Source organism: [Brevibacterium] flavum, assembly GCF_019317305.1.
GTDB lineage: Bacteria > Actinomycetota > Actinomycetes > Mycobacteriales > Mycobacteriaceae > Corynebacterium > Corynebacterium glutamicum.
In genome coordinates, this window is sequence record NZ_CP079240.1 from 40191 (window position 1) to 64659 (window position 24469).

Genomic DNA, 24469 nt, shown 5'->3' on the forward strand with positions numbered 1-24469 from the left:
TCCCAGCACAGGAGGATGAGTGTTGCTGCTACAGAATCCTCGTACCGATTACCCCTTTACGCTCGTGATTTGGTAGTTGCAACGCTAGTCGGTAGAGTTTGGGATTGTTCCTAGAGGGGCCTATAGCTCAGTCGGTTAGAGCGCATCGCTGATAACGATGAGGTCGCAAGTTCGATTCTTGCTAGGCCCACCAGGAACAAAAAAGGGGCATTAGCTCAGTTGGTAGAGCACCTGCTTTGCAAGCAGGATGTCAGGAGTTCGATTCTCCTATGCTCCACAGTTTTCCCGGTTCATCTTGTTTAAGGTGGGCCGGGATTTTTGTTTGCTTAGGTTTTTTGAAAAGCACACTTTTGTTCCTTATCCCTAAGGGCAAAATGTGTGCTTTTTCTGGTTTCCAGGTGTCACGTAATTTTGGGGTTCTGGGTGCATTCGCCAGCAAGGTTTGGCCAAAATGGTGGTCAAAATCAAGAAATCTAGCTGTCGAATGTACGACGGAAAACCGCTCATAGGCGAACTAGTTGTAGCGAGCGTATTCTTTGTGTTCTCTCACGACCAATATCGAAAGGAATACTGCTATGGCGATCGAGTCCATCGCGTACACCACTGAAGCACTCTCGACCGGCAGTGGCCGTTTGGGCCAAGTACGCACCACCGATGGTGCGCTTGAATTTGATATGACGCCACCGAAGGCTTTGGGCGGATCAGGTGAGGGCACCAATCCGGAACAGCTGTTCGCTGCAGGTTACGCAGCCTGTTTCCACTCTGCCATGCACTCTGTCGCTCGCAGCCGCAAGATCACTCTTGAAGACACCGCGGTTGGCGCTCGAGTCAGCATTGGCCCAAATGGCGCTGGCGGATTTGAGATTGCAGTAGAGCTCGAAGTATCTATCCCTCATTTGCCACTAGCCGAAGCCCAGGAACTTGCAGATGCCGCGCACCAGGTCTGCCCGTACTCCAATGCCACACGAGGCAACATCTCGGTAACTGTGTCAGTCATCGACGAAGAAGCTTAAAACCTCACACCACATGTTGATAGATTAACAAGACCCTCAGTTTCTACACTGAGGGTCTTGTTTTATAGAGTGAGGGACGCGCTACGCTGGCCTGAAGTGGTGGAGGTAGGCGTCGAAAAGCAATTTCTTTTTAGCCGCTCACTCCGGTGAGCTCGTTGGGGGTTCCTGGCAGGGTGGCGCTGGCTAGGATGTTGCCGTTAGCCAGGTCAACAACGTGGAGTTCGTTGTTTGATGGGTCGGAGACGTATGCGCGGTCCTTGTTGATGAACAGGGTTGGGCGTGCTTCTTGCCATACTTCTGGTTCGGTCCAGGCGTCGATGACGGGGTAGGTATTGTTGACGGATCCGGTGTTGGCGTCGATGATGTGGAGTGCACCGTCAGTGCCGAGAACTACTGCTTCGCCTGCAGGGCCACGGCCAAGTGAGCGGAATGAGTAGGAGGTGCCGAGGTCCACGAGGGTGAGCTCGCCGGTCTCGGTGTTGGTGAGGGAAACGCGCTCTGGACGCTCCAAGTCGGCGTCTTTATCTACCTTGTAATCGCCGAGGACGACAGGGGAGATGTCGCTGCCTGATTGGTTGCCGATACGGCCGTAGGAATCTGGTGCCTGGACCTTGGTGAACTCGCCGTCCTTGTAGATCAGTACACCGTCTTCACAGCCGACTGCGATGGCGTCGCCGAGTGCAGCGCTTTCACCGTGGACGCCGGGGCACTGCTCATTGCGGGCGATTTCTTCACCAGCTGCGTTAAATACGACGGCGCCGTTGCGGGAATCCTCATCGCCCAGGGTGTGCAGCAGGTCGCCGTTTTCGAGGACGACTGCCACACCGTGGTGGGGTTCTAAGGCGTTCTTGATTTCTGGCTCGACTTCATCGCCCTTGAGGAGGGAAGCGGTGTCGAAGATCTGGATCTTGCCGTCACCATCGCCGAACAGCACGGTCTTGCCGGCGTGATTTACCACGTGACCAGGCTTATCGGTGGAGTAGGTGATGTCGGTGAGTTCTGGGGTGGCGGTGTAGCTGTGAGTGTGGTCGCCGTGTGGTTCGGTCCATGCGCCAGTATCAAAAAGCTGGAAGCCGCCACCTGTGGAGACAAAGACATGGCGACCGTCGCCTGCACTGTTGAGGCGGTTGAATCCTGCAAGTTCGGTATCATCCAGAACTTCCAGGGTGTTGGCGTCGAGGGTAATGATGCCACCGTCGTAGGTGGTGACGATGCGGGCCTGCGGGGACGACACCTCAACGGCAGTGCTGCTGCCTTCGGCTTCGTGGCCATCATGATCGTGTGCCTCGGAGCTTGCTGTTGCAGAGCTGGATGCAGTTGCAGTATCTGCAGAGCTGTCAGTGCCGCAGCTTGCCAGCAGGATAGATGCGGTGGATACCGCAGCAATGAGAAGTAGCTTGGAGTTTTTCATGGTTCTCCTTTGAGTAAAAATGGGCAGTTTTGCGGTAGTACCGCAGCGTTGCGGTAGTGCCGCAGCGTTGCGGCGCTTAGGACAAAGTGCTTGCAATGCGCTCGGCATTGATTTTTTGCATGCTGATGTAGGTGGGTGCTTCACCATCTGCATCGGTGAGTGATTCCGTGAAAATGGACACCACTTGAGCATCAATGCCAGCGTTGCTGGCCAACACTTCAGCTAACCGTTGTGGGCTTGAGGTATCGGTGAAGATTGCGGGAACATTGTTGTCTTCGATGGCGGTGGAGATGTCATTGAGGTCAGATGCTGAAGGCGCCACCAATGTGCTTCCACCTGGGATGATGGTGCCAATGACGGTGTAGTTAAACCGGCTGGCCAGGTATCCAAAAACATTGTGATTGGTTACCAGCTTGCGGTTTTCTGGGGCCACGCCGCTGAGCAATTCGGTGACTTCCTCATCAAGGGCAACAAGTTCCTCACGGTAGTGCTGGGCTGATTGTGTGATCGATTCAGTCAGGGAAGGATCGAGTTCTTTGATCAGTTCAGCTTCTATAACTTCCGTGGCGGCGATCATGCGCGCCGGGTCTGTCCAAAAGTGAGGATCTGGAACGCCGGGGGAGTAGTCAATGACATCGATGTGTTCGCCGACTTCCAAGACGGGAACCCCTTGGTTTTTGGCATTGTCCACATTGGATTGAAGGCCCTCTTCCAGTCCTAGTCCATTGGCCACGATGAGATCGGCGTGTTCCATGGCAGCGGCGTCTTGTACTGAGACTCCGAAGGAATGTGGATCTGCGTTGGGTTTCATGAGTACTTGGACATCTGTGGAATCTCCCACGATGTGGCTTACAACATCACCCAGGATGTTGGTGGTGACCACAATGTCAGGGGTGTCATCTACAGCGGAACAGGCGGTGATACCAAAAGCTAGTGAGGCAGCAACGGCTGGAACAGCTAGTAGTTTTCGGAAATTTTTCGCGGAGGAAGCCCCAAAGAGCTCCCCATTATTGAAAATGTCTTTCAGTATCACGCGGTGAAGTTTAACCTACTAATGGCACTCTTTGTCAATAAGGTGGCAAAAAATATCGCAGCACTTAACAAAGTGATAGTGGCTCCCGCGGCAGTGCTTGCGTGCCAGCTGATTAAAAGTCCGAGGTAAATTTCCGCGCATCCAAGAAGCGACGCGACGATCATGATCAGTGAAATACTTGCTTTGTCTTGCACTAAAAGTGCAGCCGTGGCGGGCGGACCAATGAGAAGTCCAAACACTAAAAGCGTTCCCACCACCTGAAACGACACCACCGTAGCTAATGCGATCAGTGCCAGCATGAGTAGGTGTGCAAAGCGGGGGTTGAGTCCCAAGGTGTGAGCTTTACGCTCGTCGAAAGCGAGTGCAGTGAACTGTCGGTGGAAGAGGAAAATAGTCAATCCACCCAACACTGTTGCAATGGCGATGATGAATATATCCGAGGGTCGCACGCCAAGAGTGTCTCCACAAAGGAAACTGGTGAGGTCTACGGCGTGGGAATCGGAGTGGGACACAATAACCACGCCGAGGGAAAGCATGGTAATAAATTGCAGGCCAATGCTGACGTCTTGGGAGAGGCTGGATTTTCTGCTGGTCCACACCACTCCGGCTGACATGATTAATGCGCTGATTGCTGCGCCGAACATGAGATTTCCGCCCAATAGTGATGCCGTGGCTACTCTGGGGAGCATGCCGTGCGACATGGCGTCGCCGAAAAAGGTCAGCCTGCGCAAAATAACCCACGTTCCAATGAGTGAGCACAAAATTGCGGCCAGGCATCCGGCGACCAGGGCGCGGGAGATGAATGAACCGTCAAAAGGCACTATGAGGGCGTCAATAAAAACTTCATTTAAAAATGATAACCGTTATCATTAAGGAATGGCAGAACTCAGCGTCCGAAATCTCACATGCACATACGGCAATCACATCGCGCTCAACAACATCACGGCACGCTTCCCAACCGGAAAAATAACTGCCCTCATCGGCAGCAACGGCTCCGGAAAATCCACACTGTTGGAAACTTTGGCGGGCACGCTGGCACCCCGCAGCGGAAGCATTAACAACCTTGTGTCAGAAATCGCGTTCGTCCCCCAACGCAGCCACGTCTCCCATAATTTGCCCATCACGATCAGACAAACAGTCAGCATGGGGCGATGGTCAGCCAAGAAAAACTGGCAACGGCTCACTGCCGCAGATCGCAACATCGTGGACAGCTGCCTCGACCGGCTCGAAATCTCCGGCCTCGCCGACCGCCCCCTCGGCAAAGTATCAAGCGGGCAGCGCCAACGCGCCCTCATAGCGCAAGGTTTAGCGCAACAGGCGCCCTTATTGCTTCTCGACGAACCCCTCGCCGCCGTGGACTCCCACGCGGCAAGTCTTATCGAAGATGTCATTAACCAACAACGCAACCAAGGAACCACAATTATTCTTGCGACTCACGATCTTGATCAAGCACATCAAGCAGATCAGATTATCGCCTTGGAAAAAGGAATCATAAAGCCACAGCGCAAAGCTACTGAATCAATAAAGAAGCGTTAATAAAGTTTGACTTGTGCCTCTGACCTGCGTTGACTTGAGTAAATGAAGCTACCAAGACTCGCCGCAGCGCTCATTGGTGCTGCGCTGTTAATCACGGGTTGTTCAGCTACCGGGGGAGCACCACGGGCAACAGATGGGGCATCAGGCGGAGGAACCGTCGATACGCCTCGGTTGGTTGTTGCGATGGTGAGCCACGGCGCGCCGGGCGATACTTTTTGGGATTTGGTCCGAAAAGGTGCTGAAGACGCCGCCCAAAAAGACAACGTTGAACTCCGCTATTCCTCTAATCCGGAAATCCCTGAACAATCCAACCTCGTGCAAAATGCCATCGATTCACGCGTCGACGGCATCGCCATGACCATGCCTAATGCTCAATCACTAGGACCGGTCGCCCAAAAGGCCGTGGATGCGGGCATTCCTGTGGTTGGTCTCAACGCTGGAATGAACGAATACCAAGATTATGGAATGACAGGATTCTTTGGTCAAGATGAATCCGTCGCAGGAGCATCCGCAGGAGCGCGCCTTGCCGAGGAAAACGCACAAAAAGTTTTGTGTGTGATCCATGAACAGGGCAACTCCTCCCAGGAAGCTCGCTGTGGTGGCGTGTCTGAAGGTTTGGGCAAACAAGTAGAAACCCTGTATGTCAACGGCATGGATCTCACCTCAGTGAACTCCACCCTGCAGGCAAAACTTGCTCAAGACCGCAGCATTGATTGGGTTGTGGGACTCCAGGCTGGCGTATCAATGGCTATTTCTGATGCGGCAGACGCTGCGAACTCAGAAGTAAAGATCGCCACCTTTGATACAAACGCACAGCTCATGACCGCTATTCGTGATGGCAAGATCCAATTCGCCATTGATCAGCAACCATATCTGCAGGGCTACATGGCCGTGGATTCGCTGTGGTTGGCGCACCGAAACGGCACCACTGTTGGTGGCGGACGACCCGTGTACACAGGACCAGCCATTGTGGATGCCACCAACGTTGATGTCATTGCTGAAGCCGTTGGGGAGGGTCTGCGATGACAAAAATCAAGAGTGGGGAGGCGTCGACAAGCATTGTTGAGCGCGCCTTAAAGCGCCCCGAACTGACCAGCCTGCTTGGCGCCGTGCTTGTTTTTACGCTGTTTATGGTGGTCGCGCCGGCATTTAGGTCATGGGATTCGATGGCGACCGTGCTGTATGCGAGTTCCACGATTGGCATTATGGCGGTTGCCGTGGGCCTGCTGATGATCGCTGATGAATTCGACCTGTCCACCGGCGTTGCCGTGACAACTGCAGCGCTGGCGGCCTCGATGTTTAGCTATAACCTGTGGCTGAACACCTGGGTGGGCGCGCTGATTGCATTGGTGATTTCGCTGGCCATCGGCTTTTTCAACGGCTTTTTGGTGGTGAAAACCAAGATTGCATCCTTCCTGATCACCCTTGCCACTTTCCTTATGCTGCAGGGTATTAATCTGGCGGTCACCAAGCTGATTTCCGGTACTGTGGCCACGCCAACCATCGCGGATATGGAAGGTTTTCCTTCAGCGCGTGCGGTGTTTGCCAGCTCGATTCCCATCTTTGGTGTGAATATTCGCATCACTGTTTTTTGGTGGCTGCTGTTTGTTATCGTCGGCACTTTTGTGTTGTTTAAGACGCGCATCGGCAACTGGATTTTTGCGGTCGGTGGCGATGAAGAGGCAGCTCGCGCAGTCGGCGTTCCCGTGCGTGGCGTGAAAATCGGCCTGTTCATGTTCGTTGGTTTTGCCGCCTGGTTTGTGGGCATGCACAACCTGTTCCTGTTTGATTCGATTCAGGCTGGTCAAGGCGTGGGTAATGAGTTCCTCTACATCATCGCTGCGGTGATCGGAGGCATCTCCATGACTGGTGGCCGCGGTACGGTGGTGGGCACAATGATTGGTGCACTCATCTTTGGAATGACCAACCAAGGCATTGTTTATGCAGGTTGGAACCCTGACTGGTTCATGTTCTTCCTCGGCGGCACCCTACTTCTGGCTGTTTTGCTCAATCACCGATTCGAGCGTTTCAACAAGGAGCGATCATGACAGGCCTCATTCAACTCCGCGAAGTATCCAAAAAATACGGTGCTTTCCAGGCTCTCAACGACATCAATTTGAGCGTCCGCGCAGGCGAAGTCACCTGTGTTCTGGGTGACAACGGCGCCGGAAAATCCACCCTCATCAAGATTCTCTCCGGCCTGCATCCCGCCACCTCCGGCGAAGTAATCGTGGCCGGCGATGTAGTGAATTTTGGATCCCCCCGCGACGCCCTCGACGCCGGAATCGCCACCGTCTACCAAGACCTAGCAGTGGTCGGGCAGATGAGTGTGTGGCGCAACTTCTTCCTCGGCCAGGAACTCACCGGCCGATTTGGCGTTCTGAAACAAGAAGAAATGCGCCGCATCACCGACGAACAACTCCGCGAAATGGGCATCGAACTCCGCGATGTCGACGTCCCTGTGGCCTCCCTTTCAGGTGGTCAACGCCAAGTTGTTGCCATCGCCCGCGCCATCTACTTCGGCGCGCGCGTCCTCATTTTGGACGAGCCCACCGCAGCGCTGGGCGTGAAACAATCTGGCATGGTGCTGCGCTTTATTGCCGCAGCACGCGACCGGGGGATCGGCGTCATTTTCATCACGCACAACCCCCACCACGCCTACCTTGTCGGTGATCACTTCATCCTGCTCAACTTAGGCAAGCAGGTCATGGACAAATCCCGCGCAGAAGTCGAGTTGGAAGAACTCACCCTCGCCATGTCCGGCGGCGGCGAGCTCGACTCACTCAGCCACGAATTGAAGCGTTAACCTACTTCTTCTTTTCGCTCTGGGTGCGCTGAGGTGCATTCTTCTTATCAAACTCAGCCTGAATGGCCTCAGCTTCCGCCTCTTCTGCCGCTTCCTGCTCCGCATCGGCCTCAGCCTCGAGCTCGGCTTCGAATTCCGCCTCGAGCTCTGCCTCTAGTTCAGCTTCGGTTTTGGCTTCTTCTTCGGTGGTTTCTGCTGGGGTTTCGGTGGTTTCTGCTGGGGTTTCGGTGGCCTCAGCTGGGGCTTCAGTGGTTTCTGGGCTTTCTGTGGAGTACACCAACTCTGGCTCCTCCACAGCAGCCTCAGCCACAACCTCAGACTCATCCTGCTCCACGGCCTTCTTCAACTGAACCTCAACCCGTGGAGGCTGGGTGCCTGGGGTTTCCTTCTTGGTCTTGTTCAAAAACGCGTAGGCCACCGCGACGATGCCGGAGGTCGCTAGCGCCGCCAACGACAGATTGCGCACCCAGTGCGACTCCTTCTTTTCAGTCGCCTTGCGGGCTGCCTTAGCGGCCTTGTCTGCTTTTCGACGCGCCTTCCGGTTCAATTTCTTGCCCGATTCACGTGCGTCCTTCAACGCAGAAGTGCCCTGCTTGTCAGCCTCAGCGAGCGCCTTTTCCAGACGAGCACGAGCAGCCTTGGTGACATTTCCAGCCTTATCGCGCGACTCAGTATATAATTCCTTCGCTGATTCCCGCGCAGTCTCTACAGCCTGCTCAGCTTTTGGTGCATATTCACCAGCAGCTTGGGACAACGCATCATAAGTCTCAGAAACCTTGCGGTCACGGTAATCCGCATAAGTTCCATAAGCTTTACGTGCGCCATCCACCACTAACTTGAGGTTGCCAATCGTGCTCATATTCAACTCTCCTTAATTGGTCGCTTTCTTCTAAGACCCCACATTAGTAAAAGCATGGGACATGTGGTTGGCATTTCGCTCGATGTAGTTATGATGGGCGTTATGACTTCTAAGACCGCAACTGCGATTCTGCATACAAATCGCGGAGACATCACCATCGACCTGTTCGGCAACCACGCTCCAGAGACCGTCGCTAACTTCGTTGGCCTGGCACAGGGCACCAAGGACTACCAGTCCGCAAACGCTCAGGGCGACAGCGAAGGTCCGTTCTACAACGGATCTGTCTTCCACCGCGTCATCGACGGCTTCATGATCCAGGGTGGAGACCCAACCGGCACCGGCCGTGGCGGCCCTGGCTACACCTTCGCTGATGAATTCCACCCAGAGCTGCGCTTCGACCGCGCATACCTGCTGGCAATGGCAAATGCGGGCCCAGGCACCAACGGTTCCCAATTCTTCATCACTGTGACCCCAACCCCTCACCTGAACAACGCTCACACCATCTTCGGTGAGGTCACTGACGCTGAGTCTCAGAAGGTTGTGGATGCAATTGCAACCACCGCAACCGATCGTTACCACCGCCCAGCTGACGCAGTTGTCATCGAGTCTGTAGAGATCACCGCGTAACAGCCACCTCTACGTACACTAATCTTCAGGTTATACCGCAAGCCGGTATGACCTGATTTTTTTATGCCACAAAAACCTGTTGAAAGACCAGTTGAAGATTGTTGGATTCATGAATGTAGAACGGATTTATCGACAAGCGCCAGCAAGTACGTTGATCTCTTTAGCCATCATCGCTGTGTACGCAGTAACGGCCATTCAATCGAGATCAGTGACAGACAACCTGGGTTCAACCAGTATCGGTGACGCGTGGATTCTGTACGCACCGCTGATGGATGATGGTGGCTTTGGTCCACTGCGTGCCATCGGAGGAATGTTCCTGCACATTGGCCCCGGGCACATGCTGTTGAACCTTGTGTTGTTGTGGTTGCTGGGAAGAGAAATTGAACGAGACTTCGGTTCTGCGCTTTTCACTGCGATGTACTTTGTAGGCGGTATTGGTGCGTCTGCAGCTGTCATCTGGATGGATCCCTATTCACCGACAGCAGGTGCTTCCGGCGCTATTTACGCCATGATGGCTATTTTGGTGGGGCTTTTTGTGTTAAGAAGCGCGGATATCCGAGCACCCTTGATCCTTATCGCCATCAACATCGCCTATACCTTGATGTCCACCAATGTTTCTCTGTGGGGACACCTTGGAGGTTTGATCACTGGAGCTTTAATTACTTGGCCAATGGTTAAAGCGAAAACTCAAAGAACACGGTGGATTATCGTGCTCATTGGTTTTGCTGTAGTTGTGGCTGCTGTCATCCTAGGAATCGACCGGGTGTAGACACATTCCGCCCATTGCCCTCACCGGGGTCAAAAATCTGACATCCGGTGAGGGTATTTCTGTATCTATCGTTTGACAGGAATTGAACTAAATTACAATTTTGTAATTCACCGAGTGAATTAACCCCGTGTTAGCTTTTCCACAGAATGTGTAATTCCAAGTTTCCTCTTTGTACACATAACAACATCGAGCTTCCCACACGCCTGTGCACAGTTCTGTGGATGAATGTGGATAACCCACAACGGTTCAAGTTATCCACAAAAGTTATCCACACTGTGGATAGTTACATTTTTGTAATTTACCGATACATTGAGCCAATTTATTATTCGAACACGTAGATGGCTTGGAAACACTGACGTCAGCACCTGTACTATTCGAACAAATCACAACCCGGTGGAAACTGTTCACAGAGTTATCCACAGGCCGTGAAATGGTAGGTATACCTGACGGTGTCAGTCTAAAACTGTTCCATTCACAACTTTTTCCACAGCCTGTGGATAACTTGAGGAAAAGCGATTAACACACACTTGTCCACAGATCGATGTGTATAACTCCGAACCCCTGTGGATAACTCAGGGGGTAGGGATGCGCGCACAGTCAGCTTGGTACTGCATCGGTGTGCAACCATGAGTGGCGGTGAAAGCACGGTTGAAAGCAGGTAAGTGTGAGTATCCGAGGTTCCGTGCGACTACCCCCGGGCTTAGCCCTTTGCTTAATTGAATGCGCGCCAAAGTCATTCTTCGCAGAAGTCCCCAGCGCTGCACCGCAATGCCAGTGATGTGTGCAAACTCTTCCGCAATTCCGCCGCGAATAGCAGAAACATTAGTTTTTCGGGAGACTGCGAGATCAACTGCCAAAGAAATTAACTCATCGTTATGACTTTTAGTTGGGGCGTTTTCCGTGTTTTTCGTGGAGCTTTTTTGAAAAGGCAGGGAGAAGCACTGATCCGGGGCCGCTTTGTGCGGGTGAAAAGGAGTGTAGGCAGAAATCGTGCATTGCAAAAGCTGCTGAATAGAGCAATCAAACTGAATGATGTCCACATGTTGGGCACTGATTGAATGGGAATCTGAAAATTGGTAGCCCAACGGCAACATGAGTCCGCCCGCAGGAGTGTGAAGATCCAGGCGCATTCCAGCTGGAAGAATTAACCCTTCACCTTGATGAACAGTGAGTTCTCTATCAGCTACTCGAACGGTAGATGTTCCTTGAAAAGCCCACACCATGATGTGAGATCCATTGATCCGAGACCATGTTTCATTTGCTGGAATTTCTAAAGATGCGAGTTGGGGCAGTGGTGGATCAAGATGTTGCGGTTCTGGAAGTGTAAGAATCTGATTGGGTGAGATCCCCATATGAGTGCGAAATGCTTTGGAGAGGTTGCTTGCTCCAGAAAAACCAACGTGATGAGCTGCCCATTCTGCGCTGTCGCCATCGGAAAGATAGGCAACTGCAAGGCTTAAACGGGTGCGTGTTCTCCAGGTGCTGATGTTTAGCCCTGTTTCATCGAGAAAACGGCGCTGTGAAAAGAAACCAGACGATTCGGGTTGCAAAGCTTTCTGTGCAGTTCCGTCCCCGGACACTGATGGTAGTGCTCATCGCGGTTACGTTGGTGGTGATTCTTATTCATTTGAGTCTGACTGTTGGTTCCATCACTGCATCGCAGGAGTGGGTGATGCTTCTGATATTCGTTCAGTGCAATCACGGCGCTTGCCTCCAGTGCTGACAGTGGTAGGAGTGGGCGCTGCGCTGGGATTATCTGGCGCTTGTTTCAGTCCGTGTCACGTAACAGTGCTGGGCTCACCAGACATCATTGGATTTACCACGGGAGCTGCCACAGCTGCGGCGATCAGCATTATTTTCTTTGATGCAGGTGTGGTCTTAACCGGAGTGGCAGCCATTCTTGGTGGACTTGCGACCGCAGTTTCTGTCTATCTCATGGCCAGACAAAATAGCAACACCGGCGGGTTGCGTCTGGTGTTGGTTGGTATCGGAACAGGTGTATTTTTGGGTGCTGCTCGTGATTTCTTCATGGTGCGCGCAGATATTACGGGTGCTTCGACGGTACAGCTGTGGTCTGCCGGTTCGTTGAGCGGGCGCGACTGGAATCATGCCCTGTTGGTGCTGATTTCGTGTGCAGTGATTGTGCCAGCACTGTGCATTATTGTCCGCCGTTTACGCCTGATGGAAATGGGTGATGATGCAGCTGGGGCACTTGGAATTTCAGTGGAGAGAACACGCTTGATAGCCATTTTGTTGGCTGTGCTGCTGGTGGGGATCGCCACCGCAGCTGCAGGTCCCATCGCTTTTATTGCACTGGCAGCACCTCAGATTGCCCGGGCTCTGGCCCGGGAGGATGGAGTGCTGGTGGCGGCGTCGATAAGCATTGGCTCTGGACTGTTAGTCGCGGCGGATTACCTGGCGCAACACGTTGATATTGAGCTGCACACGCCCGTTGGCCTGGTGACCAGTTTGCTGGGCGGGGTGTATTTGGTGTGGCTTTTGAGCCGAAAGGAGGCATAAATGCTGCAAGCGCATGATCTCACGCTGAGTTACGGCGGGCGAAATATTGTAGAAGGGCTCAGTCTGGACCTTCCGGAAAGAGGCCTCAGCATCATCATTGGCCCCAACGGATGCGGGAAATCAACCGTTTTGAAAGCGTTGGGCAGACTGCTGAAACCACAATTGGGGAAGATCACGCTAGGTGGGCGAGATATTTCCAGCATGGGCACCAAGCATGTGGCGAAACACATCGGGGTGCTTCCGCAACCCCCATATGCGCCCGATGGGGTGAGCGTCACGGAGCTGGTCAGCCGCGGGCGGTATCCGCACCAACATCTGCTGTCGCAATGGTCAAAAGACGATGAAGCCATTGTGGCGCGCTCGCTGGCGGAAGTCGGCATGCACACCCATGCTGAGCATTTAGTGTCGGAACTTTCAGGCGGCCAGCGCCAACGGGCGTGGATCGCCATGGCGCTCGCTCAGGAAACAGACATTTTGCTTCTCGACGAGCCCACCACGTTCCTCGACGTAGCCCACCAAATATCCGTCCTCGATTTATGCTCCGACCTGCACCAACGTGGTCGCACCCTGGCCATTGTTCTACACGATCTGAACATGGCTGCACGGTATGCCACCCACATCATCGCCATGCGGGACGGCACCACCATCGACCAAGGAAAACCCGAAGAAATACTCACTAAAGCGCTGCTCAAAGAAGTTTTTGACCTCGACGCACTCATCCTCAAAGACCCCAACAACGGCCGACCACTCATCGTGCCCACAGACAGGAGAAACTCATGAAAGAAACCGACAACCTACTGCGCGAAAACTCCCACGACCGCGACATCTCTGAAATCGTCGCCACCATCACTGCCCTTGACCGCCCATCACCCTCACTTCTGCGATTCACAGCTTTTGTTCCAGGATCAGCAAACAACCCAGTGTGGGCAGAAGCCAACGTGGCAATCAGGCTTTACCTCAGCGAAGAATTCGACGACGCCACCCGCGTCTACACCGTCCGATCCTTTGATGCCGCAACTGAAAGCATCGTGGTGGATGTGGTTCAACACCACCACGAAAGCCCCATGATGCGCTGGTCAGACACCGTAAAAATCAACGACACCCTCGTGCTCACCGGACCCCGCCCACACTTTGTCATCCCCGAAGGCGAACAAGCAGCACTCTTCCTTGATGACACCGCCATCCCCGCTCTCGCCGCTATTTTGGATCAATGGCCAACAGGTCTTCGTGGCAAAGGATGGGGTGTCACTGACGATCCCGCAGCCTTCGATGAACTACCCAGCATCGACGGACTGGAACTGAACCTGCTCGCGCCGGGATCAGATCCAACTGTTCAGCCACTTGCCCAACAGGCATATGACCTGGAAAACCCAGAAACTTACGTGGTGTGGGCAGCCGGCGAGCGAGATGAAATGAAATCCATCCGCAGGCACTTCCGCAAGCAGGTGGGATTGGAAAAAGATGCAGTGGCCGTGTTTGGGTACTGGAAATACAACACCACCAACACTCAGATCGATGCAGTCCGCAAAGAAAACTACATGAAGATGCTCTCTGAAGGGCTACAGCTGGAAAACTTCGACGACCTCTCATTGGAGATTTAAGGGGTCGAGTTTTTAGAATGGGTGTTTGCATTGATTGGCGTCTGATGAGCTCTTAGAAGCGATTCTGGGAGGGCATGATTTTTGGGATTCGGAGCTGAATGTGGACTGATTTTGGGGGAACCAGACTGGCGTGCCCAAATGTCGTGTCTTCAGTCCACATGGGCATGCCTGTCTGGTTTCTCGGTTCTCAAACCGAACAGGAGTGCCCACGGCTGGCAAAAGTTCAGTTCTTGGGCACGCTAGTCTGGTTTTACCTTTTTGAGTGCCCCGAACTGCCAAACGAGAGTGCCCATGAGGGGCTAAATCTGGATCCGCCCGCACAAAACAACTGCCGCAGCACAACGAATCAACGCTGTGCTGCGGCAGTCACTTTTTTGAAGGATTAACGCCAACCCATGGTCATGAGTAGGCCGATGATCATCAGACCGAAGCCGATGCCATAGTTCCATGCACCAAGATCAGCCATGAATGGGATCTGTGGGCCCACGAGGTAGTTAATGATCAACCAGGCTAGGCCGACGATCATGAAGGCAAACATGATCACCTTGTACCACATTGGGGTTCCGGCGGAATTGATCTTAACCGGGGTGCGGTTTGCGCTTGGGTTGCTTGAAACCGGAGCGGTCTCGTTTTTAGTTACTCTTGCCTTTGGCATTGTTCACACCTTCATAATTTATTGTTTGGAAAACCCCAGCAACTGGTACTTATCTTGTTTGAGCTTAACGTATCAGTTGCCAGACCAGCTACCTTGACGGTTACCTTGTCAGCTATTGCACGAGTGCGGCGAGATCGAATTCGAAGAGTCGCACTTGAACTTGGGCATCTTTGCGGAAGAGCGTCGCAGGTGTTGGGGATTGGTATCCGATCTTGCCTTGGTCCACGAGTGCTGCGGTGTGGACTGGTTCGCCGACGATCAGGGATTGATCTGGGGCGGTCCAACCGGCGGCGCGGAGGGCACTGATTGCTTGCTCTGTGGACATGCGGGCTAGATCAGGGGCTTCGATGAGCATGCCGTTGGAGACTTCCACGGTGATGGATGAACCCTTGGGAAGCTCAGTTCCTTGGCTTGAAACTGAAAATACTTCGCCTTCTGGTTGTTGGCTGTCTAGATAGGTGGCGGTGGGATTGAATCCCATGGAGATGAGGTTTTGTTCTGCCTGTGACCAGTTCATGCCGGTGAGGTTGGGTACTCGGATGCTTTCGGCACCTGAGGACATGGTCAGGGACACTGAGGAGCCCACGACTACTTCTTGTCCGGCTTCGGGGTTTTGGTCAATGACGAGGCCGGATTCGACGTCGTCGGAGTTTTCTTCCCGAACGTTTTGGTTGAGCACGAGGCCCACCTCTTCGAGAGTTCGGGCCGCGTCCTCGAGTGTCATGCCGGAGACGTCTGGGATGTTGATCATTTCTCGGCCGGTGGACACGGTGATGGTGACGGTGGCACCTTGGCGGATTTCGGACCCAACGTTTGGGTTTGCTCGGATGACAAGGCCTTCGGCGACGTCGGCGCTGGCTTCTTCGACGATGCTGACCACAAATCCTGCGGCTTGAAGTTCTGTCAGAGCTTCTTGCTGCGGGAGTCCTTCAACGTTGGGGATTGCGCTGGTTGCGGTGGAGGAGCTGTTGGCAAAGTAGTCGTAGGTGAAGGCACCGGCAACGCCGACGACACCTAGGGATAACACGATGGCCAGGGCGGTGAGGCCCCTGGAGCCACGTTTGCGCGAATCAGACCCTGATCCAGACCCTGATCCAGACCCTGACCCAGCTCCTGCCGCAGCCACGCCTGCGGCGGGGGCCACTTGGGTGGAGGTGCGCGTCGAGAAGCGAGTTTCTGGTTCTTCTTCTGTTTCTACATGTGCGCGTGCCGCATGGGAGACTGCATTGCGGGATACCCGGCCCAGGTCAGCGGCCATTTCGGAGGCTGTTTGGTAGCGGTCGGCGGGGTGTTTTGCCATGGCGGTGAGTACCACGGCATCCACGTTGACAGCAGAGGTCGGGGTGAGGTCTGCGATGAAATCCGAAGGAGGGGTGGGGTCTTCCTGGACGTGTTGGTAGGCCACGGCGAAAGGGGACTCGCCTTCAAAAGGTGGCTTACCGGTGACCAATTCGTACATGACGCAGCCAGTGGCGTAAATATCGGAACGCGCATCGGCGGGCTTGCCACGAGCCTGCTCGGGGGAGAGATACTGGGCGGTGCCGATGACCGCGGAGGTCTGAGTCATGGCGGAGGTGGAATCGTTGACCGCGCGGGCGATGCCAAAGTCCATGACTTTCACGCCACCGGTGTTGGTGATCATGATGTTGGCGGGTTTCACATCGCGGTGAATAATGCCGGCGTCATGGGATGCCTGCAGCGCTTCACACACAGGGATGAGGATGTTGGCTGCCTCAACTGGGGTGAATACGCCGTCTTCGGTGACAACTTCGCGCAGGTTTCGGCCCCGCACACGTTCCATCACAATGTAGGGAACAGAGGTGCCGTCTTTGTCTACTTCGCCGGTGTCAAAAACAGCGACGATTGAAGAGTGGCTCAACCTTCCGGAGTTTTGGGCTTCCCTGCGGAAACGTTCCCGGAAATTGGGATCTTTGGCAAGGTCGATGCGCAGCATCTTTACCGCGACCTCCCGACCAATGAGCGTGTCGGTGGCCGCGAACACCTCGCTCATGCCACCGGAGCCGATGACGGCACCCAGTTCATAGCGATCAGCGATCACGAAGATCACTGCGCTCCTCCTACATCCAATAGGCCATTTACGGCGTCGATTAAATCATCAGCCGGTGCATTAGTCTCAACTGGAACGCTAGCACTCGTCCTAGGTGTAGAGGTAGGGATTTGAGGCACAGTTCGGCTACTTGTTGGAGCTTCCGTGGTTGGTTCCTCGGAGGTGCTCTCTTCACTTGTCGTCGGACGGTGTGAAGTTGTTTCAGGTTCGGTGAAAGTTGACCGAGTTGGAGGCGTTGGCGGTACCCACTGAGAGGTGGTTTCCTCCACGGTTGGGGTGTAGGTTTCCGTAATGGTTTCAGGTGTGGTGGTTTCTTCCGGAGTGTCGTTGAACAAAATTCCGGTGGTGCCCGCATAGATCACCGCGCCAATAATCACGGCCAGCAAAGCTGCGATGAACAGACCAATGCCAATGCCGGAACCGCGTTTCGGGGCCACTTCTTGGGTGATTGTTGCAGGCCGGGCCACCCTGCCCAGCATCGCCGTTGATTCGCTTGGCGACGGCGCCTCCGCCTGCGCCATCATCGCGCTCGTGCGCGGTTGAGGCGGGCGCTTGCCAAGGCGCACAGCAGAAACAGCTAGCGCCATTTCATTTCCATCAGGGAAACGGCGACCCGGATCCTTGCGCAACGCAATGCCAATCAACTCGCGAGTCTGTGCCGAAATGCTGGTGGGCATCTGCGGCGGAGCTTGGTTGATGTGCGCGATCGCCACAGACACCGAAGAATCTCCAGTGAACGGGCGGCGGCCAGCCATCATCTCATAGCCGACCACACCGAGAGAATAAATATCAGAAGCCGCGGTGACTTCCTTGCCCTGGGCTTGCTCAGGTGAAACATATTGAGCAGTACCCACCACCATGCCGGTGCGGGTCAAAGGCACAGCAGCGGCAGCCTTAGCGATACCAAAGTCCGTGATCTTCACAATGCCATTGGCTGTGATCAGCATGTTGCCCGGCTTGATATCGCGGTGCACCATGTTCATCCGGTGAATCACCGACAAACCATGCGCGGCCTGCTCCATCACATCAAGAGCCAAATCTTCCGGCAGGCTGCCTTCGCGCTCTAGAAGATCCGCAAGCGATTCACCGCGGACAAATTCCATGACGATGAAGCAGAAAGTATGCCCAGCAGGGTCTGGAACCTCACGGTAGTCATAGGTGGCCACCACGTGTTCAGAATCGATATTCTCAGCCGCTTGCGCTTCATTGCGGAAACGGCTCAAGAACTCCTGGTTGTCGGAAAATTCCGGGCGCAGTACCTTGATGGCTACTTCGCGATCATTGACCACATCATCTGCGAGCCACACGGTGGACATGCCACCGTGTCCGATGATCCACTGCAGACGATAATCAGCACCGATGAGTTCTTGGAGTCGATCTTTTCCAGTGATGTCTTCTTGACTCATATTTTAAAATCCTCCGGCTGCCTGAAGCACAGCTCGGCCAATTGGGGCTGCGACCTGACCACCAGTTGCACTGGTGCCAAATCCACCGCCGTCTTTCACCAACACAGCAACAGCAATGTCGTTGTTGAATGCCACGTACCAGGTGTGTGGTGGTGTGTTTTCATCACCATGCTCTGCAGTACCAGTCTTGGATGCAATCTGAATTCCGGCGTAGCCTGAGGTGTTGCGCTCTGAAGCTTCCATGAAAGTTTTCAGCTGCTCCGCAATTTCAGGCTCAATTCCACCGGCAGATTTTGGCTTGTGGGTGCTCAGTTCGCTCAGGTCCTGACCGGTGACGCGGGAGACCAAATATGGTTCCATGCGCACGCCACCGTTTGATACGGTTCCTGCCATGACAGCGGCCTGTAGCACGTTCATTTGCACGTCGCGCTGGCCAATGCTGGATTGTCCAAGGGCTGCATCGTCGGGGATCTCACCCAAGCCACCGGGAACGTTGTCCAGTCCCAAGCTGTAGGTTTGTCCCACTCCGAAGTCCTCGGCAGACGCGCGCAGAGCATCCGCGCCAACATCAATGCCGGTCTCCACAAACGCAGTGTTGCAGGAGAGCTGGAAAGCGGTGAGCAGGGTAGTGGTGCCACCGCCTGCACATGTCTGACCGCCGTAGTTGGTCAAGGTGGTGTTGGTGCCAGGCAGGGTCACTGCTGCTTCTGCAGTCACGGTGGAATCAGCGGAGTAGCCGTTCTCCAAAGCTGCGGCAGTAGTGATGATCTTGAAAATAGATCCAGGAGGCAGTGATTCCTGCGTTGCATGGTTGAGCAACGGTGCGCCTTCAGTGGAGGTGTACTCATCCCAGGCATCTTCAGCAGTTGCTGGATCCACGATCTGGTTGGGGTCATAGCTTGGCGATGACGCCATGGCCAGCACCTCACCAGTGCTTGGGCGAAGCGCCACCACAGCACCCTCGTAGCCGCTTTGGCTCAGCTGTTCATAAGCAGTTTGCTGCGCATTGAGATCCAAGGTCAGCTCAATGTTTGCGCCATGGGTAGGGCTGCCAGAAATGACATCCAGCCATTGGGAGGTAAATAGGGAGGAGTCGCTGCCGTTGAGGATTGAGTTGTATCCCAATTCCAGGCCGGCTGCGCCATACACATCAGAGAGGTAACCAACCACAGGCGCGTAGGCAGAAGGGTTGGTAGTGTAGCTGCGCTGATAGTAGCCCTGATCATCCTGAGAGGATTCCGCCAGCACTTGGCCACCAGTAGAGATCTGTCCACGCGGAGTGGACTTAGCCTCCAAGAAACCGCGCGCGTTCAGTGGATTTTGCGCAAGATCATCGTCCCTAAAAGCCTGAATCCAGGTGAGGTTTGCCACGAGCACCAAGATCAGGAGCAAAGAGAAGAGAGATGTGATTCGGATCGAGCGGTTCACGCAGCCACCTCCGATGCTTGCTTGGACATGACAGGTCGGCGGGCACTGTCAGAAATACGCAAGATGATGGCCATCAGAATGTAGTTAGCCATCAGGGATGAACCACCCTGGGACATAAACGGAGTGGTCAAACCTGTCATGGGCATCAGTGAAGAAATACCTGCCACGACGACGAAAATCTGGATCATGATGGTCATCGACAGACCAGATGCCACGAGCTTTCCGTAGCTGTCACGAGCCAGGGTAGCGGTGCGCATACCGCGGGTGACAAACACACCAAACAGCACGATGATGGCCGCCAGGCCAATCAGACCAAGCTCCTCACCAATGGCTGCGAGAATGAAGTCCGAGTGCACGACAGGGATCATGTTGGGGTAACCCTGACCAATGCCGGTGCCGGTGATTCCGCCCCAACTCATGCCAAACAAGGACTGGGACAGCTGGTAACCGGTGGTGTCGTAGTGGGCCACGGGATCCACGAAGTTTTGCACGCGTTCCTGAATCTTGCTTGAAACTTGGTACACCGCGAACGCGCCGACAGCCACCAACACAGCACCAATCAACAGCCAGGAACCACGGCCGGTAGCCAGGTACACCATGGCCAAAACGGTAGTGAAAAGCAGCAGTGCAGGACCGAAGTCGTTGGCGCCAGCCATGATCAAAATAGCCAACGTCCACACCATAAGAATCGGCGCGAGGTCACGCAAACGAGGGAAATCCATGCCGAGGAAACGGTAGCCCGCAACAGTAAACAAAGCACGCTTGGTGGCTAGCAGCTGAGCAAAGAACAGCAGCAGCAAAATCTTGGAGAACTCACCTGGCTGGATGGAGAAAGGTCCAAGCCAAATCCAGATGCGGGCTTCCACGCCGCCTGGCTGCGGCCACACGAGAGGCAGCGCCAGCAGCACGATGCCCACCACACCGAGGAGGTAGGAATAACGCGAGAGCGACTTGTAATCACGCAACAGCAACAACACAGCCACCATCAGCGTGACGCCAACAACCGTCCACATCAATTGGCTATTGACCGTGCTGTAGCCCGTGGCCTCATCAAGGCGATAAATCATCACCAAACCAATGCCATTGAGCACCGCCACCACAGGCAGCATGATCTGATCAGCAAACGGCGCCACCCATGCCATGGCTAGGTGCGCGACGATGAAGATACCGATATATCCGCCCATCAGCATCAAAATATGAGTACCCAACTCATTGCCCATGGCCAGCTCGAGGCTGATGAACATGATCGACACAACGAGTGTGGCAAGTATCAGCAGCCACATTTCCGTGCGACGAAGCTTTAATCGTTCAAGCGTGTTCATGAGACCTCCCTACAATTGACTCCGGGTTCGTTTCTATCGCCACCGGTTGTTACTTCTAAGTTCACGCACACCGGCAAAGCTTGAGCAGCCAGCCGTTGCATTTGCGCCTGGACTTCGTCATACGACCCATACGGTAATCCCGCGACACTACCGCGAACAGACGCCGGTAAATCATCCAACTTGAAAGACGTACCGTTTTCACAGGATTCCTTGAGTGACAAGGTGCCAGCTTCATTCAGGCACGCCACCTGGAATTGCGAATGTAAATCCTTGCCAAAGATGCGGTAATCCACACCGTGTTCCACGGTGATGGCTTCCTCATCATTGACCGCGACGTAAAAAGTGCTGTCAATACGGGAGTAGCCCCACCATCCTGCGGCAACTACACCGATGAGGATGACCAGGGCTACGATCAATACCGCAAGTTTGCTGGAACTTTTCTCTGGTGGCTCCTCAATTGTGGGAATATCCTCCGTTCCAGCATCAGATATCTTTGGTGCCGGATCAATCACTTGAGCTCGCCGTGTGATCGCCGCAGCGCGTCCCGCAGCGGTATCAGGCCGCGGATCCTCAGGCTGCTCACCATTGAGCGCACCAGCCGTGACAGGCACTGATGCTTCCGCTGCTGCTTCCGCCTCGGTGACTTCTACAACATCGGCCACAATGACCGTCACATTGTCCGGACCGCCAGAACGCAGCGCCAACTCCACCAACTTGGTGGACGCATCCTGCGGGGTGCCTACACGCACTGTTTCTTCAATCGTGGAGTGTGTAACCGGATCTGATAGACCATCAGAGCACAACAACAAACGATCCCCAGGCAAGGCCGGGAATTGCTCCAGAGTGGGCTCCACAGGATGGCCGGTATAAGCCTTCAGAATCAAAGAACGCTGAGGGTGAGTTGAAACATCTTCTGGATCAAGCTTGCCCTCAGCGACCAACGACTGCACAAAAGTATCGTCGACTGTAACCTGTACCAACTTATCGTCGCGAAGCACATAACCGCGACTATCACCGACGTGGCACATTGCCAGGTCACGCCCGTTAAACATGAACGCCGTCAACGTGGTGCCCATGCCGTCGCGCGCCGGGTCCTCGGCGATGCCCTCAGCAATCGCCGCGTTGGCTTCGCCTGCCACCATGCCCACCAGCGCCAACATATCGTTATCACCAGGATCAACATCAAGCGCACGCAAATGGTTGATCATGGTTTGGGAAGCGATCTCACCAGCAGCATGGCCGCCCATACCATCAGCCAGCGCCAACAAATGCGGGCCAGCGTAAGCGGAATCCTCATTGTTCCCGCGCACTAACCCTCGGTCAGATGCCACCGCATATTTAAGTTTCAACATCAGGGAACAAGCCTCACTGTTGTACGACCAATACGGATATCCGTGCCCACCGCAATCTGCTCAGGCTGATCAATGCGCGTACCACCGACAAAAGTGCCGTTGCGCGAATCCAGATCCTCCACAAACCACTCCGAACCACGCTTAAACACCCGCGCATGCATGCCGGAGGCGTAATCATCGCCCACCACAAACGTGCACTCAGGGCTACGGCCCATCGTCATATCCTCCGACACCTCAATCGAGGAGCCCGCCAACGGGCCCTCGACCACCGTCAAAAGACGAGGCGGGCTGGAGCGATTAAAAGCCCGAGCAAGGCCCTGCGGTGCCGCGACGGACGAGCTGCTTGTCGACGCTTGACCCGTCACTTTCAAATCCGCCCTCATAGCGCGCAGCGCCATCAAAACGAAAAACCACAACACCACAAGCAAAGCGATGCGAAGCCCAAGAAGGACCAGAGAATCCATTGATCAACCTCTCCCTCTAGGGACTAACAATACGAACTTCGATATTGGAATGACCCACCGTAATGACATCACCATCAGCCAACAACCAATTATCCACAGGAGTGTCATTCACCGTCGTGCCATTAGTCGACTTCAAATCAACCAAAATGGCATCCCGGCCATCCCACGTGATCTCCACATGCTGACGAGACACACCAGTATCCGGCAAACGCAGATCCGCATCATTACTACGACCAATGATGTTCGAACCCTCCCGAACCAAATAAGTCCGGCTCGAACCATCCTGCAGCAGCAAAGTCACCGTAGGTCCCGCAGGCTTCAACGCACTCTGTCGACTCGCATCAACCTGAGACTGCGGCACACCCTGAACCAAAGGGCGATCCGCTGATTGCGCCGGCAAAAACTCCGTACCAGTGTAAGGGGAACTGTCAGACACGTTCTTAGACTCACTTTCTGCGACAGGCAGGATGCCGTCGCCTTCCAAAGGCAGATAACCGCTACTTAACTCCGGATCCGGATCCTTCTCCGAAACCGACTTCAACTGGCCCGTGTGCAACGAAGAATCCTCTTCAATCAACACAATCACCGGACCAACCAACGTCCAGCCACTGTTCCTGCAGAACCTCATCATTTGATCACCAAAACGAGCCGGCTGATCAGGAAAACGATCGACAAGATTACTAAAATCGTTCGGGCTCACCGAAACCTTAAAAACATTCGGCGCCTCAACATAGCCAAACTCAGTATGAACCACATTGTCCTCAGCCTCTTGCTTCAAAAGCTCCTCAAGCTCAGCCGGAACAACGCGACCACGGAAAACAAACGCCAACGCATTATCAAGGCCGCGCTGCATAGAACTGTCCAGCTTGGCCAAACTGTTCATAGCATTAGCTATCCGATTCGAAGTAGCCATAACTTTGCGACCTCCTTTTCTAAATAAGTTGGGTGTTCCATAAGTGTCTTCTCCTAGAAAACGCCTAAGGGCATGGCTTTGTCCCTCCCTGTGACTGAAATTTCATTTAGAAAAACCTTCACACGGTCTAAACCAAAGCGCACGATAGCGTCATTATAGAGGTGAACGGCGCCAGAGTTATAGGCCAAACCACCGGGATGCATAAATTTACAACTTTGTTGCCATTCAGGAAACCGCTATTTAGCTGCCGATTTGGTATTCCATGCCAGGTGCGTGCTATCTTTAACAAGTCGCAAAAGACACCCTGCCCGGGTGGCGGAATTGGCAGACGCGCTGGCTTCAGGTGCCAGTGTTCGCAAGGACGTGGGGGTTCAAGTCCCCCCCCGGGCACCAAGAGCGGTTCTCGAACTGCACAGGCCGGAGATCACAAACTCGAAAGAGACTGTGATCTCCGGTTTTTCATTTTTTTGATGTAGAAGTATCGATGGAAACGGGTAACAAATCTGTGGGAAAACATACCAAATTACGTGCAGTATTGGCTCGTGACTGCTCTCGTGATATTTAGCTTAAAAGGATAATATCTAGGCGTGGCCTATGGAATTAATTGGCAGTACATGGCCTCATCTTGACGCTCTTCCTCATACTATGGAACTCACTGGAGCTAAATCCCTTCGTCTTATGGAACC

Annotated in this window: 23 protein-coding genes, 3 tRNA genes and 1 pseudogene; 13 read left to right on the plus strand and 14 right to left on the minus strand. The window is 54.1% G+C overall.

Features of this window, described 5'->3' with window-relative positions:
• Positions 1–116 precede the first annotated feature (116 nt).
• From KW808_RS00200 to KW808_RS00210, 3 genes are all read left to right on the plus strand, one after another.
• Positions 117–193 (plus strand) — tRNA-Ile (locus tag KW808_RS00200).
• An 11-nt stretch (positions 194–204) separates the two neighbouring features.
• Positions 205–277, plus strand: a tRNA-Ala gene (locus KW808_RS00205).
• Positions 278–575: 298 nt separating this feature from the next.
• The gene (locus KW808_RS00210) at positions 576–1013 is read left to right on the plus strand and encodes an organic hydroperoxide resistance protein (RefSeq protein WP_003855372.1); all 438 of its coding nucleotides are present in this window, start codon (positions 576–578) and stop codon (positions 1011–1013) included.
• Positions 1014–1143: 130 nt separating this feature from the next.
• On the opposite strand, the gene aztD is transcribed toward KW808_RS00210, so the two are convergent.
• The 3 genes from aztD to aztB all read right to left on the minus strand — a co-directional run bounded on the left by aztD (position 1144) and on the right by aztB (position 4278).
• Positions 1144–2424 carry a zinc metallochaperone AztD gene (gene aztD / locus KW808_RS00215; RefSeq protein WP_003861049.1) on the minus strand — a complete coding sequence of 427 codons (1281 nt, stop codon included), beginning with the start codon at positions 2422–2424 and terminating at the stop codon, positions 1144–1146.
• A 76-nt stretch (positions 2425–2500) separates the two neighbouring features.
• Positions 2501–3457, minus strand: a complete 957-nt coding sequence (locus KW808_RS00220) for a metal ABC transporter substrate-binding protein (protein WP_003861051.1) — start codon at positions 3455–3457, stop codon at positions 2501–2503.
• A complete protein-coding gene (gene aztB / locus KW808_RS00225; protein WP_003861053.1) occupies positions 3454–4278 on the minus strand; it encodes a zinc ABC transporter permease AztB in 825 nt (274 codons plus the stop codon). Before aztB ends, KW808_RS00220 begins: the two co-directional genes overlap by 4 nt.
• 55 nt (positions 4279–4333) lie before the next feature.
• Between aztB and aztA the strand changes: the two genes are divergently transcribed.
• Genes aztA through KW808_RS00245 form a run of 4 tightly spaced genes read left to right on the plus strand, consistent with a single transcriptional unit; the run spans position 4334 to position 7799 of the window.
• Positions 4334–4993 carry a zinc ABC transporter ATP-binding protein AztA gene (gene aztA, locus KW808_RS00230; RefSeq protein WP_003861057.1) on the plus strand — a complete coding sequence of 220 codons (660 nt, stop codon included), beginning with the start codon at positions 4334–4336 and terminating at the stop codon, positions 4991–4993.
• Positions 4994–5035: 42 nt separating this feature from the next.
• On the plus strand, positions 5036–6019 hold the full coding sequence (locus KW808_RS00235) for a substrate-binding domain-containing protein (protein WP_011013332.1): 984 nt from the start codon (positions 5036–5038) through the stop codon (positions 6017–6019).
• Positions 6016–7041 (plus strand): ABC transporter permease, encoded by a 1026-nt coding sequence (locus KW808_RS00240; protein WP_003855379.1) that lies wholly within the window; start codon positions 6016–6018, stop codon positions 7039–7041. The genes KW808_RS00235 and KW808_RS00240 overlap by 4 nt, the downstream gene beginning before the upstream one ends.
• Positions 7038–7799, plus strand: coding sequence for an ATP-binding cassette domain-containing protein (locus tag KW808_RS00245; RefSeq protein ID WP_003861061.1), 762 nt, complete (start codon positions 7038–7040; stop codon positions 7797–7799). The genes KW808_RS00240 and KW808_RS00245 overlap by 4 nt, the downstream gene beginning before the upstream one ends.
• A gap of 1 nt (position 7800) precedes the next feature.
• Here KW808_RS00245 and KW808_RS00250 read toward each other — a convergent pair whose 3' ends face one another.
• Entirely contained in the window at positions 7801–8658 is an 858-nt protein-coding gene (locus KW808_RS00250) for a hypothetical protein (RefSeq protein ID WP_003861063.1), read from the minus strand.
• Positions 8659–8748: 90 nt separating this feature from the next.
• On the opposite strand from KW808_RS00250, the gene KW808_RS00255 reads away from it, so the two are divergent.
• Together KW808_RS00255 and KW808_RS00260 are read left to right on the plus strand one after the other, a co-directional pair.
• Positions 8749–9285 carry a peptidylprolyl isomerase gene (locus KW808_RS00255; RefSeq protein ID WP_170844398.1) on the plus strand — a complete coding sequence of 179 codons (537 nt, stop codon included), beginning with the start codon at positions 8749–8751 and terminating at the stop codon, positions 9283–9285.
• A 109-nt stretch (positions 9286–9394) separates the two neighbouring features.
• Positions 9395–10054, plus strand: a complete 660-nt coding sequence (locus KW808_RS00260; RefSeq protein WP_034983883.1) for a rhomboid family intramembrane serine protease — start codon at positions 9395–9397, stop codon at positions 10052–10054.
• A gap of 572 nt (positions 10055–10626) precedes the next feature.
• On the opposite strand, the gene KW808_RS00265 is transcribed toward KW808_RS00260, so the two are convergent.
• Positions 10627–11406, minus strand: a complete 780-nt coding sequence (locus tag KW808_RS00265; RefSeq protein WP_230622871.1) for a helix-turn-helix domain-containing protein — start codon at positions 11404–11406, stop codon at positions 10627–10629.
• Between the two features lie 36 nt (positions 11407–11442).
• A pseudogene (locus KW808_RS00270) lies at positions 11443–11634 on the minus strand (helix-turn-helix transcriptional regulator); the annotation flags it as partial.
• 136 nt (positions 11635–11770) lie between these two features.
• Here KW808_RS00270 and KW808_RS00275 point away from each other — a divergent pair.
• The 3 genes from KW808_RS00275 to KW808_RS00285 are packed head-to-tail and all read left to right on the plus strand — an operon-like array spanning position 11771 to position 14175.
• Positions 11771–12574 carry a FecCD family ABC transporter permease gene (locus KW808_RS00275; protein ID WP_230627355.1) on the plus strand — a complete coding sequence of 268 codons (804 nt, stop codon included), beginning with the start codon at positions 11771–11773 and terminating at the stop codon, positions 12572–12574.
• The gene (locus KW808_RS00280; protein ID WP_003861071.1) at positions 12575–13354 is read left to right on the plus strand and encodes an ABC transporter ATP-binding protein; all 780 of its coding nucleotides are present in this window, start codon (positions 12575–12577) and stop codon (positions 13352–13354) included.
• Positions 13351–14175 carry a siderophore-interacting protein gene (locus KW808_RS00285; protein WP_003861072.1) on the plus strand — a complete coding sequence of 275 codons (825 nt, stop codon included), beginning with the start codon at positions 13351–13353 and terminating at the stop codon, positions 14173–14175. Before KW808_RS00280 ends, KW808_RS00285 begins: the two co-directional genes overlap by 4 nt.
• A 382-nt stretch (positions 14176–14557) precedes the next feature.
• Here the strand turns inward: KW808_RS00285 and crgA are convergent, their stop codons facing one another.
• The 8 genes from crgA to KW808_RS00325 form a co-directional block, all read right to left on the minus strand.
• On the minus strand, positions 14558–14830 hold the full coding sequence (crgA, locus tag KW808_RS00290; protein WP_003861074.1) for a cell division protein CrgA: 273 nt from the start codon (positions 14828–14830) through the stop codon (positions 14558–14560).
• Positions 14831–14942: 112 nt separating this feature from the next.
• Positions 14943–16898: a Stk1 family PASTA domain-containing Ser/Thr kinase gene (gene pknB, locus KW808_RS00295; RefSeq protein WP_499652386.1), complete on the minus strand. Its 1956-nt coding sequence runs from the start codon at positions 16896–16898 to the stop codon at positions 14943–14945.
• Positions 16895–18304, minus strand: a complete 1410-nt coding sequence (locus KW808_RS00300; protein ID WP_003861079.1) for a serine/threonine-protein kinase — start codon at positions 18302–18304, stop codon at positions 16895–16897. The genes pknB and KW808_RS00300 overlap by 4 nt, the downstream gene beginning before the upstream one ends.
• 3 nt (positions 18305–18307) lie before the next feature.
• Positions 18308–19732: a penicillin-binding transpeptidase domain-containing protein gene (locus KW808_RS00305; protein ID WP_003861081.1), complete on the minus strand. Its 1425-nt coding sequence runs from the start codon at positions 19730–19732 to the stop codon at positions 18308–18310.
• Positions 19729–21054 (minus strand): FtsW/RodA/SpoVE family cell cycle protein, encoded by a 1326-nt coding sequence (locus tag KW808_RS00310; protein ID WP_003861083.1) that lies wholly within the window; start codon positions 21052–21054, stop codon positions 19729–19731. Before KW808_RS00310 ends, KW808_RS00305 begins: the two co-directional genes overlap by 4 nt.
• A complete protein-coding gene (locus KW808_RS00315; RefSeq protein WP_003861085.1) occupies positions 21051–22406 on the minus strand; it encodes a PP2C family protein-serine/threonine phosphatase in 1356 nt (451 codons plus the stop codon). Before KW808_RS00315 ends, KW808_RS00310 begins: the two co-directional genes overlap by 4 nt.
• Entirely contained in the window at positions 22406–22870 is a 465-nt protein-coding gene (locus KW808_RS00320) for an FHA domain-containing protein FhaB/FipA (protein WP_003861086.1), read from the minus strand. The genes KW808_RS00315 and KW808_RS00320 overlap by 1 nt, the downstream gene beginning before the upstream one ends.
• 16 nt (positions 22871–22886) lie before the next feature.
• On the minus strand, positions 22887–23783 hold the full coding sequence (locus KW808_RS00325) for an FHA domain-containing protein (protein ID WP_003861088.1): 897 nt from the start codon (positions 23781–23783) through the stop codon (positions 22887–22889).
• Between the two features lie 306 nt (positions 23784–24089).
• On the opposite strand from KW808_RS00325, the gene KW808_RS00330 reads away from it, so the two are divergent.
• A tRNA-Leu gene (locus KW808_RS00330) sits at positions 24090–24176 on the plus strand.
• The last annotated feature ends 293 nt before the right edge of the window (positions 24177–24469 follow it).

Coding starts and splice junctions, on each gene's coding strand:
- KW808_RS00210 (WP_003855372.1), top strand. CDS start 576: ATGGCGATCGAGTCCATCGCGTACACCACTGAAGCACTCTCGACCGGC.
- aztD (WP_003861049.1), bottom strand. CDS start 2,424: ATGAAAAACTCCAAGCTACTTCTCATTGCTGCGGTATCCACCGCATCT.
- aztA (WP_003861057.1), top strand. CDS start 4,334: ATGGCAGAACTCAGCGTCCGAAATCTCACATGCACATACGGCAATCAC.
- KW808_RS00235 (WP_011013332.1), top strand. CDS start 5,036: ATGAAGCTACCAAGACTCGCCGCAGCGCTCATTGGTGCTGCGCTGTTA.
- KW808_RS00240 (WP_003855379.1), top strand. CDS start 6,016: ATGACAAAAATCAAGAGTGGGGAGGCGTCGACAAGCATTGTTGAGCGC.
- KW808_RS00245 (WP_003861061.1), top strand. CDS start 7,038: ATGACAGGCCTCATTCAACTCCGCGAAGTATCCAAAAAATACGGTGCT.
- KW808_RS00250 (WP_003861063.1), bottom strand. CDS start 8,658: ATGAGCACGATTGGCAACCTCAAGTTAGTGGTGGATGGCGCACGTAAA.
- KW808_RS00255 (WP_170844398.1), top strand. CDS start 8,749: ATGATGGGCGTTATGACTTCTAAGACCGCAACTGCGATTCTGCATACA.
- KW808_RS00260 (WP_034983883.1), top strand. CDS start 9,395: ATGAATGTAGAACGGATTTATCGACAAGCGCCAGCAAGTACGTTGATC.
- KW808_RS00265 (WP_230622871.1), bottom strand. CDS start 11,406: ATGGGGATCTCACCCAATCAGATTCTTACACTTCCAGAACCGCAACAT.
- KW808_RS00280 (WP_003861071.1), top strand. CDS start 12,575: ATGCTGCAAGCGCATGATCTCACGCTGAGTTACGGCGGGCGAAATATT.
- KW808_RS00285 (WP_003861072.1), top strand. CDS start 13,351: ATGAAAGAAACCGACAACCTACTGCGCGAAAACTCCCACGACCGCGAC.
- crgA (WP_003861074.1), bottom strand. CDS start 14,830: ATGCCAAAGGCAAGAGTAACTAAAAACGAGACCGCTCCGGTTTCAAGC.
- KW808_RS00300 (WP_003861079.1), bottom strand. CDS start 18,304: ATGAGTCAAGAAGACATCACTGGAAAAGATCGACTCCAAGAACTCATC.
- KW808_RS00310 (WP_003861083.1), bottom strand. CDS start 21,054: ATGAACACGCTTGAACGATTAAAGCTTCGTCGCACGGAAATGTGGCTG.
- KW808_RS00315 (WP_003861085.1), bottom strand. CDS start 22,406: ATGTTGAAACTTAAATATGCGGTGGCATCTGACCGAGGGTTAGTGCGC.
- KW808_RS00320 (WP_003861086.1), bottom strand. CDS start 22,870: ATGGATTCTCTGGTCCTTCTTGGGCTTCGCATCGCTTTGCTTGTGGTG.
- KW808_RS00325 (WP_003861088.1), bottom strand. CDS start 23,783: ATGGCTACTTCGAATCGGATAGCTAATGCTATGAACAGTTTGGCCAAG.